At 62.3% G+C, this 14172-nt stretch carries 13 protein-coding genes, 2 pseudogenes and 1 riboswitch; of the genes and pseudogenes, 4 read left to right on the top strand and 11 right to left on the bottom strand.

What is annotated here, in order from left to right; all coding sequences use genetic code 11:
* Positions 1–557 precede the first annotated feature (557 nt).
* The 4 genes from ABLI39_RS02320 to ABLI39_RS02305 all read right to left on the bottom strand — a co-directional run bounded on the left by ABLI39_RS02320 (position 558) and on the right by ABLI39_RS02305 (position 6383).
* On the bottom strand, positions 558–1037 hold the full coding sequence (locus tag ABLI39_RS02320; RefSeq protein WP_349411758.1) for a DNA-directed RNA polymerase subunit alpha C-terminal domain-containing protein: 480 nt from the start codon (positions 1035–1037) through the stop codon (positions 558–560).
* A gap of 422 nt (positions 1038–1459) precedes the next feature.
* Positions 1460–3190 (bottom strand): phosphomethylpyrimidine synthase ThiC, encoded by a 1731-nt coding sequence (gene thiC / locus ABLI39_RS02315; RefSeq protein ID WP_349411757.1) that lies wholly within the window; start codon positions 3188–3190, stop codon positions 1460–1462.
* Positions 3188–3295: riboswitch (TPP riboswitch) on the bottom strand. (Overlaps the previous gene by 3 nt.)
* A gap of 222 nt (positions 3296–3517) precedes the next feature.
* Positions 3518–4969: an amino acid permease gene (locus tag ABLI39_RS02310; protein WP_349411756.1), complete on the bottom strand. Its 1452-nt coding sequence runs from the start codon at positions 4967–4969 to the stop codon at positions 3518–3520.
* A gap of 634 nt (positions 4970–5603) precedes the next feature.
* Positions 5604–6383: an alpha/beta fold hydrolase gene (locus ABLI39_RS02305; protein WP_349411755.1), complete on the bottom strand. Its 780-nt coding sequence runs from the start codon at positions 6381–6383 to the stop codon at positions 5604–5606.
* Positions 6384–6621: 238 nt separating this feature from the next.
* Between ABLI39_RS02305 and ABLI39_RS02300 the strand changes: the two genes are divergently transcribed.
* On the top strand, positions 6622–6756 hold the full coding sequence (locus ABLI39_RS02300; RefSeq protein WP_349411754.1) for a hypothetical protein: 135 nt from the start codon (positions 6622–6624) through the stop codon (positions 6754–6756).
* Positions 6757–7541: 785 nt separating this feature from the next.
* Here the strand turns inward: ABLI39_RS02300 and ABLI39_RS02295 are convergent.
* The 3 genes from ABLI39_RS02295 to ABLI39_RS02285 all read right to left on the bottom strand — a co-directional run bounded on the left by ABLI39_RS02295 (position 7542) and on the right by ABLI39_RS02285 (position 9563).
* On the bottom strand, positions 7542–8129 hold the full coding sequence (locus ABLI39_RS02295; RefSeq protein ID WP_349411753.1) for a hypothetical protein: 588 nt from the start codon (positions 8127–8129) through the stop codon (positions 7542–7544).
* Between the two features lie 646 nt (positions 8130–8775).
* On the bottom strand, positions 8776–9225 hold the full coding sequence (locus tag ABLI39_RS02290; protein WP_349411752.1) for an SRPBCC family protein: 450 nt from the start codon (positions 9223–9225) through the stop codon (positions 8776–8778).
* Entirely contained in the window at positions 9225–9563 is a 339-nt protein-coding gene (locus tag ABLI39_RS02285) for an ArsR/SmtB family transcription factor (RefSeq protein WP_349411750.1), read from the bottom strand. The genes ABLI39_RS02290 and ABLI39_RS02285 overlap by 1 nt, the downstream gene beginning before the upstream one ends.
* 402 nt (positions 9564–9965) lie before the next feature.
* On the opposite strand from ABLI39_RS02285, the gene ABLI39_RS02280 reads away from it, so the two are divergent.
* Positions 9966–10244, top strand: a complete 279-nt coding sequence (locus ABLI39_RS02280) for a YciI family protein (RefSeq protein ID WP_349411749.1) — start codon at positions 9966–9968, stop codon at positions 10242–10244.
* A 59-nt stretch (positions 10245–10303) separates the two neighbouring features.
* Here ABLI39_RS02280 and ABLI39_RS02275 read toward each other — a convergent pair whose 3' ends face one another.
* Positions 10304–10738, bottom strand: a complete 435-nt coding sequence (locus ABLI39_RS02275) for a DUF1003 domain-containing protein (protein WP_349411748.1) — start codon at positions 10736–10738, stop codon at positions 10304–10306.
* 164 nt (positions 10739–10902) lie between these two features.
* Here ABLI39_RS02275 and ABLI39_RS02270 point away from each other — a divergent pair, with 164 nt between their 5' ends.
* Positions 10903–11340, top strand: coding sequence for a hypothetical protein (locus ABLI39_RS02270; RefSeq protein WP_349411747.1), 438 nt, complete (start codon positions 10903–10905; stop codon positions 11338–11340).
* A 346-nt stretch (positions 11341–11686) separates the two neighbouring features.
* Here the strand turns inward: ABLI39_RS02270 and ABLI39_RS02265 are convergent, their stop codons facing one another.
* The 3 genes and pseudogenes from ABLI39_RS02265 to ABLI39_RS02255 form a co-directional block, all read right to left on the bottom strand.
* Complete coding sequence (locus ABLI39_RS02265; protein WP_349411746.1) at positions 11687–12097, bottom strand: MarR family winged helix-turn-helix transcriptional regulator; 411 nt, start codon at positions 12095–12097, stop codon at positions 11687–11689.
* 938 nt (positions 12098–13035) lie between these two features.
* Positions 13036–13161, bottom strand: a pseudogene (locus ABLI39_RS02260) (cold shock domain-containing protein); the annotation flags it as partial.
* 28 nt (positions 13162–13189) lie between these two features.
* Positions 13190–13660 (bottom strand): annotated as a pseudogene (locus ABLI39_RS02255) (GAF domain-containing protein); the annotation flags it as partial.
* Between the two features lie 268 nt (positions 13661–13928).
* On the opposite strand from ABLI39_RS02255, the gene ABLI39_RS02250 reads away from it, so the two are divergent.
* Positions 13929–14132, top strand: a complete 204-nt coding sequence (locus ABLI39_RS02250) for a hypothetical protein (RefSeq protein WP_349411745.1) — start codon at positions 13929–13931, stop codon at positions 14130–14132.
* Positions 14133–14172 lie beyond the last annotated feature (40 nt).

Here is a 14172-nt window from a genome sequence, read left to right as displayed (position 1 = left end):
GGGCCGGAATGAGCGTTCAGGGTTTCCGCGACACGGAGGCTTCCGGCGGGGTTCGTTGGGCTGACAGCGTGGCAGAGCTGGCCGCCGCCACCGGTATCGACCCCGCGGGCCTTGAGGGCACACTGACCGAAACACGCCGCTATGCCAACGGCGAGGCCAAGGATGTCCGTGGACGCACGTTCTGGGGAGCGCTGTTGGCCGGCAGGGTGGGAGCCATCGCCGTTCGCACTGCCCTCTTCCGCATCCAAGGTGAGCTGCGGGTAAACGGGGACGCATGTGTCCTTCAGGAATCCGGGGACCCCATCATTGGGCTGTATGTCTCGGGCGGAGCCGCCATGGGAATTTCCGGACACGGGGCGGCCGGCTACTCGGCCGGCAACGGGCTTCTGCCTGCCCCGGCCTGGCCTTTCTGGCGGACGAACCCGTCGCCCGGGAAACTGCCGGATCCTGAGCCGTCCCTCGGATTATCCGCCAGTGAGATGTGGTCGCTGGGGCGCCGGGTCCGATGCGGCTGTTGGTGTCGCGTGCTCACTCTACGGAGGACAGGGTTGGGTTCGTTACGGGCCGGGACTGGCGTCAGTGGAGGTAACCCAAGTGTTGTGGTTCTTGATATGGCGGTGGTTCTTGGCGCTGCTCAGGGCTCGGCTGGTTGATGCGCGGGTGAACGCGGAGGGCAGGGTCTCCGGTGGGGCGAGCGCGAGGTTTTCCAGGGCGAGGGCGGTTTCGATGATCTTTAACGATTTTTCGCCGAGGCCGGTGATTTCGGTTATGAGGTCTTCCCTTGACCGGCTGATCAGCTGTCCAACGGAATTGATGCCGCTCCGCAGGAGGGCATTGGTGATCCTCGAGGGCAGGGCCAGGGCGGAGAGGGGGCGAACCCGGGTGAGTTCGCGGTCCCGGAGCACACGGGCGTTCACCTGCCGGTGGCCTGGCCCGCTGAACGGTTCCGGCGGGAATGGTCCGGGGGAGGCTGAGGAGCCAGCGAGATGCGAGGTGACGTCCGGGATGTCAATCGCGTCGTGGCGGGCTGGCTTCATGTTGCTTCTCTCGGGGCAGTCGTGCACTCGCGCGCGTCCGTTGCTTGTCAGTGTCGGACCTTGATTGGATGCGGTACATCCGGCGCGGTGAGCCGGTGCACCGGAGTGCGTTTGGATTGACATTTTGGCAGCATCAGCGGCTTCAGGACGCCAACGGCAATGACAGGTTCGACTCGAGCTGGGGGACGGGGCTACCGGCTCGGCGGCCGTGCGGCCCTGGGCACGACGTTTGCCCGCGCCGTCTTCTCGTGACCGCAGCACGGTGGAGACAATCGATCCTGTGCGGCCATTGTGAGGTCGCCTGGTGGGCATGTTCCCCCACGGCTCTGCTGCGCCTTGCCACTGTTGAGCCCTCAGCCAGGCTGTGTTAGGGGCGGGGGTGGTGCCCGGGCCTGCTGCGGTGACTGCAGGCCCGGGGGTTTCTAGGGGTTGAGGCGGACGGGTTCGGGGAGGTAGACCTTCCCACCGGATTCACGGAATTCGGCGGACTTGGTGTTCATTCCGGCGATCGCTTCCTGTTCGGACATGCCTCCGAACTGGTCGCGGATGTCCTGGGAGAGCCGCATGGAGCAGAACTTGGGTCCGCACATGGAGCAGAAGTGCGCGGTCTTGGCCGGTTCGGCGGGCAGGGTCTCGTCGTGGAAGGATTCGGCTGTTTCCGGGTCCAGGGAGAGGGCGAACTGGTCCCTCCAGCGGAACTCGAAGCGTGCCTTGGACAGGGCGTCGTCGCGTTCGTGGGCGCCGGGGTGGCCTTTGGCGAGGTCGGCTGCGTGGGCGGCGATCTTGTAGGTGATGACTCCGGTCTTGACGTCGTCCTTGTTCGGCAGCCCGAGGTGTTCCTTGGGCGTGACGTAGCAGAGCATAGCGGTGCCGTAGCGGGCGATCTCGGTGGCGCCGATGGCAGAGGTGATGTGGTCATAGCCCGGTGCGATGTCGGTCACCAGCGGCCCCAGAGTGTAGAAGGGGGCGCCGTCGCAGAGTTCCTGCTGGCGTTCGACGTTTTCGCGGACGAGGTGGAAGGGGATGTGCCCGGGGCCTTCGACCATGACTTGCACGTCGTACTTCCAAGCACGCTTGGTAAGTTCGGCGAGGGTGTCAAGTTCGGCGAACTGGGCGGCGTCGTTGGCATCGGCCGTCGCGCCTGGCCGCAGGCCGTCACCGAGGGAGAACGCGACGTCGTACTTGGCGAAGATCTCGCAGAGTTCATCGAAGTGCGTGTAAAGGAAGTTCTCCTGGTGGTGGGCCAGGCACCAGCCGGCCATGATCGACCCTCCGCGGGAAACGATCCCGGTAACCCGGTTGGCGGTCAGCGGCACGTAGCGCAGCAGCACCCCGGCGTGGACGGTCATGTAGTCGACGCCCTGCTCGCACTGCTCGATCACGGTGTCCCGGTAGATCTCCCAGGTCAGGTCATTGGCCTCACCATTGACTTTCTCCAGCGCCTGATAGATCGGCACGGTGCCGATCGGTACGGGTGAGTTGCGGATGATCCATTCGCGGGTGGTGTGGATGTCATCCCCGGTGGAGAGGTCCATCACCGTGTCGGCTCCCCACTGGGCCGCCCACTGCAGTTTGTCCACTTCCTCGGCAATGGAGCTGGTCACGGCCGAGTTGCCGATGTTGGCGTTGATCTTCACCAGGAAGGCCTTGCCGATGATCATCGGCTCAGATTCGGGGTGGTTGATGTTGTTGGGGAGGATGGCCCGCCCGGCAGCGACCTCGGCGCGGACCAGCTCGACGTCACAGTTTTCCCGCACGGCGACGAACCGCATCTCGGGGGTGATCACGCCCTGGCGGGCGTAGTGCATCTGGGTGACGGTCTTACCCTCGAGGGCGCGGCGGGGCACCGGCTGCGCACCCTTCCATTCAGCAGAAGCGGCACCCCGGCGCACTGCGGACTTCCCGTCGTCGAGCAGGTTCCGTTCCCGGCCGCCGTAGGGCTCGGTATCGCCCCGGGCTTCTATCCATGCAGACCGGAAAGGCTCCAGCCCGACCACCGGGTCACTGCCCGGACCGGCGGTGCGGTACACCGTGAACGGTGGATTCTTCACCCCGTTCGGGGAGTCCTCCAAGGCGATCGCCGTGACAGGGACGCTAATGCCGTGTTCCGGGTCGCGGGCGTACGCGAGGGAATGCGAATTCATGGAGCTCATCGGTGGTTTCCTACTTCCTTCGCCGGCATGACCCGGACAGGTTCAACGGTCGCAGACTGCATCAGCCCGATCTCAGCCCCTGCAAGGGCACCCGTGTGGATGTGATCGATCCTACAGAAGCTTCGCCGGAGGTGGAAAATCCCTTGGACCGGTAACGACGGTGCCCCGCATGCGATCCGCCGGCTGGCGGCGGCGCGGCGCAGGCTGACGGGCACTATTGGCTCTGCCGAAGTTGTCGAGGTCTCTGTGTGGGAGCTTCCGTCGTGGCCCGACGGAGGATGCGTCGAGTTTGTTGATGAACTTACCCGGCCAGCGGGCAACGTTCGCCTATTCGGAGATGGACAAAGCTTTCCATTCCTCGATCCGGGCTTGCTGTAGCGGCGCCTTGCGGTTGAGGTACCAGGCTGCGCCGAGCAGAAGAAACCAAGCAGGTGCCACCACGAGAGCCATCCTGGTGTCATCTGCCTGGGCCAGTGCCACGAGCATGAAGCCGAAGAATGTCAGCACCACATAGGGCATGAAGGCGGAGCCGGGCATCTTGAACGTTGAGGCGGCGTGCAGGGCCGGGCGGCGCCGGCGGAACACGATGTAGCTGACGAGGATCATGGACCAAACGAACATCGTCAGGACGGAGGCCACGGACGTGACGATCGTAAAGGCGCCAATAACGGAATCGCCGGCATAGAGCAGGACCAATCCGGCCAGCAGGAAGATGCAGGAGAACAGCAGGGCGTTCTGCGGGACCTTGCGGACGCTCAGCTTCCCGAATACCTTCGGCGCGTTGCCGTCCTGGGCGAGGCCGTAGACCATGCGGGAGGTGGAGTAGATCCCGGAGTTGGCGCTGGAGGCCGCGGAGGTCAGGACCACAAGGTTGACCACCACCGCGGCGATGCCCAGCCCGGCCAAGGTAAACATGCCGATGAACGGGCTGCTGGCCGGATCGATGCTGCGCCAGGGGTTGACGGCCATGATGACCACGAGGGCGCCCACATAGAACAGCAATACCCGGATGGGGATGGAGTTGATGGCCCGCGGGAGGTTCTTTTCCGGGCTCTTGGTTTCCGCGGCCGCGGTGCCCACAAGTTCGATGCCCGCGAAGGCGAAAATGGCGATCTGGAAGCCGAGGATAAAGCCGAATGCGCCGTGCGGGAACATCCCGCCGTCGTTCCACATGTTGGCCAGGTTCGCCACAGCGCCGCTGGGCGACGTGAAATGCGTGGCGATCATGACAACGCCCGTCGCTATCAACGCGATGATCGCGACCACCTTGATGATGGCGAACCAGAATTCCGTTTCACCAAACGCTTTTACGCCGGGCACGTTCAGCAGGATCAGGACCAGGGGTGTGATCAGGGCCGGGATCCAGAGCGGGGTGCCAGGCGCGAGCTTGTCGACGTAACCGGCAATAGCCACGATGTCGGCCACTCCGGTGACCACCCAGAAGAACCAGTAGGACCAGCCGGTGAAAAAGCTTGCCCACGGACCGAGAAGGTCGCCGGCAAAGTCGCTGAATGACTTGTAGTTCAGGTTCGAAAGCAGGATCTCGCCCATGGCCCGCATGACGAAGAACAACATGGAACCAATGATCATGTAGACGAAAATCACGGACGGTCCGGCGAGGGAGATAGTTTTACCCGACCCCATGAACAGGCCGGTGCCGATTGCGCCGCCGATGGCGAGCAACTGGATATGGCGGTTCCCCAGGGCACGGGCGAGATGTGGTTCGTGGTTGTGTTCGGAGGCGCTGGTCCTGGTCTCCGAGATGGTGCGTTCAGACATGAGCTTCTTTCCTTCTTACGGCCGGCGGTGTGGCGGTAACCGTGGCGCCGCGACACCGACCAGGCGGCTCCGTCGAGGATGTGACGGAGATAACAGCGGGGTGGTGAATTAAGACTAGGGGTATGTTTCCAGCGCGAGGCGGGGAAAATTGCTCGGGCTTAAGTCTCTTCCTCGTGCACTTACTGGCGGTGTCGGCGGGTCGCGGGCTGCTGCGAGGTCCCGTAAGGGATCTCCTCCGGCTTTCTGCCGCGCTTCGCGACGCATCCGGGCCCTTCCTGTAAGAAGGACCCGCATGAGCTGATCATCGCTTGCGGTCCGGAAGTTACGCGACAAACGTCGACCATGTGAACTACAAAAGTCGTCCAATGTCACATGCTGGTCACCGAAACGACCATGCTCTCCTTCGACATCCCCGCCGGCGTGCCGGGGGACCCCCTGCACGCCGTCGTCATCTGGAGCACCCTATTGGGAGACACGCCCTAGCGGCGGCGGTCCAGGTGAAGCCGGTTCCCCACTTCGGGACTGGCGACGTCGATGCCTCCCGAGACTGGGGCATCATCCCCGGCCGTTGCAGGTTCCGCTTTTCTGAAGCCAGCTCAACGTAGATGGCCTCGCTCCGGCGTTCAGCCGCAGCTCAGGCGGTGCTATCGAGGATCAGCCGCGCCGTCTCCGTTGGTTGGTCCCAGTGCGGGAAGTGACCGCAGTTTTCGAACCAGTGGAGCGTTGCATCCGGGAACAGCTCCGTGGCCCGCGCCGCCTCGCTGGGAGCGGTGACCTTGTCCTTCCGCCCCCATCCGATGACCAGTTTGCCCTTGAGTGAACCGGCCGGTGCTCCTTCCTGGCGGGGTCCGTGAATCAGTGCGTTGAGGGCCGGGTCCAGACTGGTTGATGTCTTGAACCCGCGAAGTTCATGTAGGACCAGGTCCTGGGGCAGCTTCCATGGGTGGGCGGAGAACTGAGCCAACAGGGCCGTGCGGCCTACGGGGTTGCCCGTGAGGAAGGGGAGCGCCGGTTGGATGCGGCGCACCAGTGCGACGGATGCTTTGATGCTTGCACCAAAGATCGCTGCCTGGCGGTTATTCCAGAATCCCCCAGGGTCGAGTGCGATTGTCGTGCCGGCGTGCCCTCTCCGTGCCATTTCCATCGCCATGCGGGCGCCCATGGAGCTGCCTACCAGATCAAGGTCACCCAGTTCCCGGTCGCGGATAAAGGCTTCGACGGCATCGGTCAGCGTGGCAATGGTGGTTTCGCCGGTCAGCGGCGCGGATTCGCCGCAACCGGGGAGGTCGATGGCGATGACGTCGCGTTCAGCGGCCAGCGCCGGGATTATCGGGTTCCAGTTGCCAATACTGGAACCGAGCCCGTGGATCAGCAGGAGTGGCTTACCGGAGCCTTGCCGGGTTGAGTGCAGCATGACTTCACTGTAGTGGGCGGCGCAACATCTCTGGCCAGGGGTCATTTGTTGAAAGCCCCGACGGTGCAGCGATACGCGGTTAGGCGGCGCGTCCAACACGACTCAGGGCGAACACATCGACAGGCTCAACGAGCTTGGTGCTGGTCCTGAACCGGTGGACACATTATGGAATAAACAGCGTTCACACGCGCCAGGTGGGCGACGAGTCACGCCAGGCGGCCGGCGTCCAGCGAGGAAAATGGACCATCGGGAAGCCCAGGGCAAGACCATCGTGGAGGAGGCAGGGCACTACGCCAACGAAGAGAACCTGTACGTCTCGGCCACAAAGCGGGCCAATGGGGAACCGGCCACCGACGAGGACGCCAACGCCTGAAAAGGCGGACGTTTCACGGCAGGACCAGGTGTGTTTCAGGGCAAGGGAGCGCCGCGCTCTGGCGATGCGGGGTGCGGCGGTTTGGGGGAGGCCTTTGGTGGGGAGAATTTGGGGTGTGGACAGTGTCCACACTTTGGGTCACGGACTGGGCCGTACCGGTGCCGGACTGGCCCGGATTCCCTGTTTTTAGGCGGTAGTCCAGTGTTTGCAGGGGCTGGAACCCGGTTCGAGTCCCACCTCGGGCACGTGTTTTCCCTGTTCAGGGGCTTCTTGGTGTTTTTTCGTGTGCACATTGTGCACACTCCCGCCTCTGATCTGTGGCTCGGGTGCGTGGTGTCCCGGGCGGCCTATTTGGTTGTGTGTGGGAGCGGCCGTTTACGGCGGTATCGCCCTGTGGTGTCTTTGGTGGGCTTTCATCCTCGTTCGTCCCTTCCGGTGGATTTACTCGATCAGCACTTCATGGTGGTTGGGGCCGCGTACAACATGATTGCTGATTGTTCTTTCGATCGCATGGGGCGAACGGCATGACATGGCTACCGATCCGGAGCCGGGACCTTTGACTTCGTCCCGCACGTCTTCCCTGGCCTGACCCGCAGCGAGGTGTCCTGGCGGACCTCGGACCCCACCCGCCGCCCTGCTGCGAGTTCCTGCTGGGCTGAGACGTCAGGGGCCGGCCGGTGGCCTATTGGTAGACGCAGACCTGGAGGTAGGCGCGCGCGGCCGCGCCGTTTTGCCAGGAGGCTGCAGTGACCGTCTTCTTGGCTTTGCCGACATAAGTGGTGGCTTTAGACAGGATCTGGCTCGACAGTCCGCTGAGGTTCGCGTACTGCTGGACCGCGCTCAGGTTGAGGTTGGCTGCTGTGATGGCGTTGGTGAGAGCACTGTAGACACTGGCGGGGGGCAGCACCGGTACCGCACCGGGGCGTGGCGGTCAGCCTGTTCATCTCGTCGGAAAACTGGCCGCACTCGGTGTCTTTGAGGATCTTCTCGGCCACCGTATCAAGCTTTGCCTCAAGCTCCGGGCTGCGCTGGCGAAGGAACGAACCGCGAACCAGAGCGACCGAGTCAGAGGTGAACAGCGCTTTGATCTCCGCCGTGGCGCCAAACAGGTCGACGACCTCCTGAAGGGCCTGAGCGCGTTGGGCGGCCGTGTCGAAAATTACCTTGTCGTCGGCTTTCAGGCTGCCCGGGTTCGGCACCTCGGCGGCCATCTGCTTCAGCCGGCCGGAGAGGGCGGAGTATTCGGCGGGCTTGCCCTCGCCGGCCAGGAGCCCCATGGCCTCCTCTGCCGCGCTCTTTAGTGCGGTGACGGCGCTGCCAGTCTCCCCGCCGCCGCTGCAGGAAGTGCCGACGCACAGGAAGCCGGCAAGCATGAGCGCAATGAAACGTACAGGTTTCCGCTGAATCATCGGATCCCACCTTCAAGTCGCTGTTGAAGGCTGGTATACACCCGGGCGCAACCCGCGTCCATACGTTCCCGGTGGACCCCCGGAGTCTCGCGAACTCATCCGGCTGTTGGTAATCGTGCTCATCATGGCCGACGCCGGGAACCGCTAGCTCCAAAAGCAGGAGGGGCTCGTCCGGCCCCTGCTGTCATGGCTAGATACGGGCCGCGTCGCGCCGGACTTTCCGTGCGGCACAATCCCTGGTGCGATCCGCGCCAAGCACCCCCAACGCTCCCATAGGGACCGTTGGCAGCATCACTGTCACAATTCGAGATCGATATCAATGTTGGTCTGGAGGCATGGGGGAGCGTTTTGACCGTCCGTTGGAGGTGTCGCTCCCAATCACAAGTCAGGACCACAACTGGCTGCCAGCTCGAGGGGCTGTGGCTTTTGGGGTCATGGCCACCCGGAAGCAGGGGTCTTCGGGTAGAACTTGAGACGTTTGACTCAGTCGGGTCTTGAGGCGCTTTGCCTGCAGTTTGGCCTGGCTCCTTGACGGCCGGCAGCAGCCGCCCACCTCCCACGAGGTGGCGTGAACAGGGTGATCAGAGCCAAGGTCCACCCTGATGAGTACTTACTCCCCGAGCCGGGTCAACATTTCCGTTAGTTTCTTGAGGATCTGTCCGCGCCAGCCGCCGCCCATGATGCGGTGGGCAACTACGTGGCTTGGCTCCTCCGGGTCGAAGCCTTCGTGGGTCAGGAAAAGCCGCGTGCCCGTGCCCTCCTGAACCAGAGTCCAAGTGACGGTGCTGCTCAAGTTGTTTCCGGCGTTTGCGTCCCGCCAGGAGATCCGCAGAAGCCGTTCTGGAACGATTTCGAGCACTTCACTGGCGACAAGACCGCTGAACCCCACGGCCGGAACCGGAGTCCCGCGCATGGTGTAGCGGTGCCCAACGACGGGTTCAAAGTTGTTTTCCATCAACCAGGTCGCGATGAGGGCGGGTTCGGTGAGTGCCCGCCACACCATTGCGGGCGGGTGGGGGAGGAATTCGTCGAGCTTTATAGCGGTCAACGTTAGTGGCATCAGGTGTCCTTCATGTTCTCGAGAGTATGGTTCAGGTCTTTCAGGCGTGCGCGCCAGTACTTCTCAAACGGCGACAGCCACGAGGCGACGGCGGCAAGAGGCTGGGGAGCCAGTTGGTATCGAATTGTCCGTCCCCGCCGCTCCTCCGAGACGAGGTTCCGGTCGAGCAGCACCTTCAAATGCTCGGAGACGCTGGGCCGGGCCATCTCGTATCGTTCCGCAATCTCACCGGCGGTTCGGGGACCGTCCAGGAGAAGCATGAGAATGTCTCGCCTGGTGGGGTTAGCCAACGCTCCGAAGAGCTGGTCCGCGGGGGAATCCTTCGTTCTGACTGGCACAGGCATATGATACGTAGGATATTTCCTACGCGTCAATTTGCTGACTCTCTCATGAATCCCTCCCGAATGCTTCACTCATTGAAAGGCGAAAACGCTGCGTTTGAAGGTAAGGGAGAGATCTAGTTGGGCCCAGGATGATACGTCCACGCGGAGGCATCCGTGCCCGTACCTATCGACTAAATCACAACCAGCAGCTACATCGCTGCCCAACAATGGGCCGGCTCATTGAGCAGGTGCTCAAAGAGTCCTCTGACTTGAGTAAGGACATCCAACAACGGGGTGTGGTCGTAAGCCCGGCTGCCGGACGACTGTTCCGAGGCCCATCCCACTGCACGGCGGGATGAGACTCATCGGTGCAATCATCGACTACCCCTTCCACCGCCGGCCGATATGCTCGGGGGCATGGAATTTGTCGTGTTATACAGCCTGCGCGAAGACGTTGACCGCTCGCGCATTCTGCAGACGTACCCCCGCCACAAGGATTATTACGAGGCCTTCCGTGCCTCCGGCGGTGGCCTTGTCGCTCTAGGGCCGTTTCAGACCCCCGATCCGGCCGCCGGGTCGATGGGGATCTTCACCTCGCGGGAAGATGCCGAGCGCTTCATTGCCGGTGACCCGTTCACCACCGAAGGGCTTGCGGACCCGCGGATACTCGAGTGGAACGCCGTGCATTTCGTGTAGGAACCCCCTCTTGGGACTAATGCGCTGTCGGCGTTCACATCTTTGTGACCACTGAACCGTCAGCGGTCCCCGTCGACCACGCCGCGACGTCCAATGGTCGCCATTTGTTTTAGCTCCTTCAGAATCTGCAGCTGCTGGCTGTTGATCGCCATCAGCAGCTCGATCTCTTCCTTGGCTTTCACATTCGTGTCGTAATCGTGCTGGGCCATCGCGGCGGCAATGGCGTCCTGCCGTTTGGCGGCAATCAACAAGATGGCGCCCTGGAGCCCGGCCAGCATCGATAGCAGGAGGTTCAGAAGGATGTAGGGATACGGATCCCACGAATTTGTGGCCAGGGCCCAGGTGTTGATGGCGGCCCAGATAAGCATAAAACCGATGAAGCTACCCACGAAAGGCCAGCTTCCCATCCCGTTTCGCATGACGTCGGCGGCGCGCTGGCCTCTGGTGAGGGTGGCTCTGTGCGCCTCGTGCCAGGTTTTTTGGTGGTCGGTCATGACTCAGAGTAGCCGCGAAGGCGGGGGGTTACCGACCGGTTCCTGCTACCGGGGGACTCAAGAGCGATAAGCGCGCTGATGTAAGTCAGTTTCAGCGGGTGCGGTCCCCGAGGTCGGGGAATCATGGCCGTAATCTGGCTACTAGAACCCAAGGGAGACAGACCATGAACCAGACGGAACATACGGCCGCATCGGGCGTTCCCCGCCCGAAAGCATGGTCGCTGCAGGCGACCGAAATCCTTTGGGGTGACGTCAGGGCTGAATTCGGTTTGTTGACTGCGACCGAGCTCTCACTGCGGATCGGACCAGGGATTGAGGATCCCGTGCTCGTCCACGGACTGTACCGGGAAGGGCAGTTGATTGCCATGCACCGGGCAGGCCAGATGCTATTCCCTGGTTTCCAGGTCCAGCGCGGCACCGGCGCTGTGTACACCGTCATCCGGGATCTGCGGCAGACAGCCGGGTCGGCGGGGGCAGATCAGTCCATGATCAAGTGGTTGATTACTCCTTCAGTGAATCTGGACCAGGCCCGTCCCGTGGACCTCCTTGATCACTCTGAGCTCGTCCTCGCAGCAGCGCGGAAGTCTTTTGGCCGCCGCTGATTCCCGCTGACCGTCCCTGAAGCTGACTTCCATCCGGCAGGGGCCGCTGGAGCGGCTGGCAGCGGCGGTCAGCTCGGAAACAAGATACCGGACCTCCCACGGCCACCGTCATGGACGGGCCCACGTTCACAGACGCGAACTACTGACAGGGTTGAGCCCTTGGGCGAACTCTGGTCAGAGGCAAGGGAATCCCTCAGGAACGGCATCCGTTCTCAGATGGCTCTGGCAGCAATGGCTATTGCGAACCGCAGTTCCGGAACACGTGTGAGCAGCAAGGTGTAGCGGCGGCGTTGTACGGCGGAGTTTCCTGCATGCTGAGGCGGCGGCCCGTGTGCTGGACTAGTGGTTAGGCCGGAGCAGCTTCAAGACGAGCGATGATGGAGATGAGTGCATTCCGTAGAAGCTGATCTGCAGGTTCGACTGGCGGTCCGGCTAGGTGCTCAATGCGCCGGAGTACCTTGTTTCCACGCTCCGTGATGCGGGTGCGCTTTGATCGCCCGTCGTGGGTAGTACAGCGTCTGGACACCAGCCCTTTGCGCTCGAGATTCTCGAGGACTTTTCCCATGGTTTGAGTCTGGATATGAACCAGGGCGGCAAGGCGGGTTTGGTTGATGGGGCCACTGTCGGAGAGCGCTCTCAGCGTGGTCGCACCACTATGGGTGACATTCAATGTCTTCAACCGTAGGTTTTGACGCTGTTGGTTCATTCGGGCGGCAGTAGTTAGCAGGCGGCTGGTTGTCCAGAGTGCGGTATTCACCTAAACCTTCTTCCTTCCCCCGATAACCACCCTACGGCCGTGTGGTCCGAACGAAGACCACTAGACCGTTGGTGACTCTCAACCGACGACGATCCGCCTTCCCCCGTCCTCGGTCAGGCGATGTTGCGGTTAGGCTTCGGAGCATGGACCCCTCCTCTCAAGACCGCCCACAGTCTGATGCTGAAATTGGTGCCAGCGGCGCCACCCTCCGCTGCGCGCAATGCAACCTGGGGAGGGCCAGACAGGCTGAAAAGGCGGCACTCCTCATTGCGGAGAGGGCGGCCAAGCAGGCACACCGTGATGTCCTGTCAGCGGCCCGTCTCGCGACGCAAAGAAGAATCGCCAGGCAGTTCCGGATGCCCGTTGACGGGAGCTGCTGGCCGATGGAACAGCGAAAGCCCTCACCACCCAGCGCCGGTACGTCCGGAGCGAGGTGGCCTACGAAACGGGGATCCGACCGGGCATCAAACATCTAACGATCGGGCAGGCAGAGTCCATTGTCCATGCCTATGGCCTGGATTCGGCACCCTTGTGGGCGGACGGTCGCGCAAGCGTCGACAGGAATTGGGTGAGTGTGGTCTGCTGATGGCTTTTCGGCATTCTTGGCCTCCTCATTCTGAGTCTGATCCCGGTCCTCGGATGGATAGGAGCGGCGGTTTGGCTCGTGGCAAAGGTCATCAGCCTGGTCCGTATCAGCAGACGTCGGTCCTCGAGAACAGCCTAATGGCGGGATTCCCGGAGTCTTCCAGCAGCTCGAGGATGTGGTGCTGAATGCCGATTCACCGCATCAGCCTAGTGTCGACTGATTTGTCGCAACGTGTCCGAAGGCTGTGAGGCGGCTACCGCCCGGATTAACGTCCGTGCCACATGTTTACCCTCGCCCCGGACACAGCGAGAGACTGGCCGGCCGCATCGGCTGACCAGTCTCTCGGGGACTGCTAGAGCGGCTGGATGTTCTCAGCCTGGGGGCCCTTGGGGCCCTGGGTGATGTCGAACTGAACCTTCTGGTTTTCGTCCAGGGACTTGTAACCGCTGGATGCGATTGCCGAATAGTGTGCGAACAATGGCAAGCCTCAGGCCTTTGGAAGCTTGGGAGACGAACGTCTGCGCCCGCTCCAATGCCACGGCATCGAAGGACCTGGCCTTCTCCGAGTACAAGTTGAAGCAAGCCTGGGTGGAGTTGTCCGGCAAATGGAAGGGCACGGCAAGCACGGAGCGGATGCCATGGGCTACCGCAATGTCGTTGTACTCGGGGAAGGTGTCATCCCCAGTGAGGTCAGGAATATGTACGAGTAGTTGCCGCCTGCTCGCCATCAGACACGGACCTTCATCAAATTCGTATTGCAGTTCGTCCAGAATCAGTGCCTTGTGGCCGCTACTCGCCACAGTGCCCGCAGAGCCGTGGTGAAGCAGCGTAATCCCGCAGAATACCTCGCTCGTTTCCGACGATAGGTTCGCTGCGGCGTAGCAGGCCAGCTCGTCGAGAAAGTCCGCCACATCCTGGGTCTCGAGGAGCAGATCCTGCACTTCGGCAATGATCGGTTCCGCCTGGATCTCCTTCATCGGGCACACCCCTCGTACGTCATCGACTCCATACTCCAACTATGTACCGGAGGCGACGGATGGGGTAGGTGGCAAAGTGAAAGAACGCCCGACGGCGGCGAAGGCGACACGAGTGCTGCTAACGGCGGGCGCGGTCCGGTGAACCCCGGGTACCGGGCTCTAGTTTGTTCAGAACGTCCCCGACGGTTGCACGGATGTCAACAGACCCACCGCCGTTATGATGGGCCCATCAATTCTGAAGACACTGCATGAGAAGGACGACGGCCGCATGTCAGAAAACCTGTATCTCACCCCGGAGGAATCGTTCCCGGAGGACCTGAACGGGATGTCCGACAACGAATTGCAGGTACTGGACAGCAAGGTCCAGCGCCAGCTCGACCGCGAGATCATCGTCGACGGCGAACCGAATAGCGAAACAGAGTTCCGCCACTACGTGATGGACGACGAATTCACAGACCGCAAAGAACGCTGAACCTCCGCCCCCGCTAGTTGCCGCGCACCGCGCTGCCTGG

Source organism: Pseudarthrobacter sp. B907 (assembly GCF_040137805.1).
GTDB lineage: Bacteria > Actinomycetota > Actinomycetes > Actinomycetales > Micrococcaceae > Arthrobacter.
The sequence above is the reverse complement of the archived record's forward strand: the minus strand, read 5'-3'. Positions and strand labels throughout refer to the sequence as shown.

Bases quoted from the DNA above. Each gene is read 5' to 3' on its own strand.
- ABLI39_RS02320 (WP_349411758.1), bottom strand. From the start codon at position 1,037: ATGAAGCCAGCCCGCCACGACGCGATTGACATCCCGGACGTCACCTCG.
- ABLI39_RS02280 (WP_349411749.1), top strand. From the start codon at position 9,966: ATGGAATTTGTCGTGTTATACAGCCTGCGCGAAGACGTTGACCGCTCG.
- ABLI39_RS02275 (WP_349411748.1), bottom strand. From the start codon at position 10,738: ATGACCGACCACCAAAAAACCTGGCACGAGGCGCACAGAGCCACCCTC.
- ABLI39_RS02250 (WP_349411745.1), top strand. From the start codon at position 13,929: ATGTCAGAAAACCTGTATCTCACCCCGGAGGAATCGTTCCCGGAGGAC.
- ABLI39_RS02290 (WP_349411752.1), bottom strand. From the start codon at position 9,225: ATGCCACTAACGTTGACCGCTATAAAGCTCGACGAATTCCTCCCCCAC.
- ABLI39_RS02295 (WP_349411753.1), bottom strand. From the start codon at position 8,129: ATGCTTGCCGGCTTCCTGTGCGTCGGCACTTCCTGCAGCGGCGGCGGG.
- ABLI39_RS02300 (WP_349411754.1), top strand. From the start codon at position 6,622: ATGGACCATCGGGAAGCCCAGGGCAAGACCATCGTGGAGGAGGCAGGG.
- thiC (WP_349411757.1), bottom strand. From the start codon at position 3,190: ATGAGCTCCATGAATTCGCATTCCCTCGCGTACGCCCGCGACCCGGAA.
- ABLI39_RS02305 (WP_349411755.1), bottom strand. From the start codon at position 6,383: ATGCTGCACTCAACCCGGCAAGGCTCCGGTAAGCCACTCCTGCTGATC.
- ABLI39_RS02270 (WP_349411747.1), top strand. From the start codon at position 10,903: ATGAACCAGACGGAACATACGGCCGCATCGGGCGTTCCCCGCCCGAAA.
- ABLI39_RS02310 (WP_349411756.1), bottom strand. From the start codon at position 4,969: ATGTCTGAACGCACCATCTCGGAGACCAGGACCAGCGCCTCCGAACAC.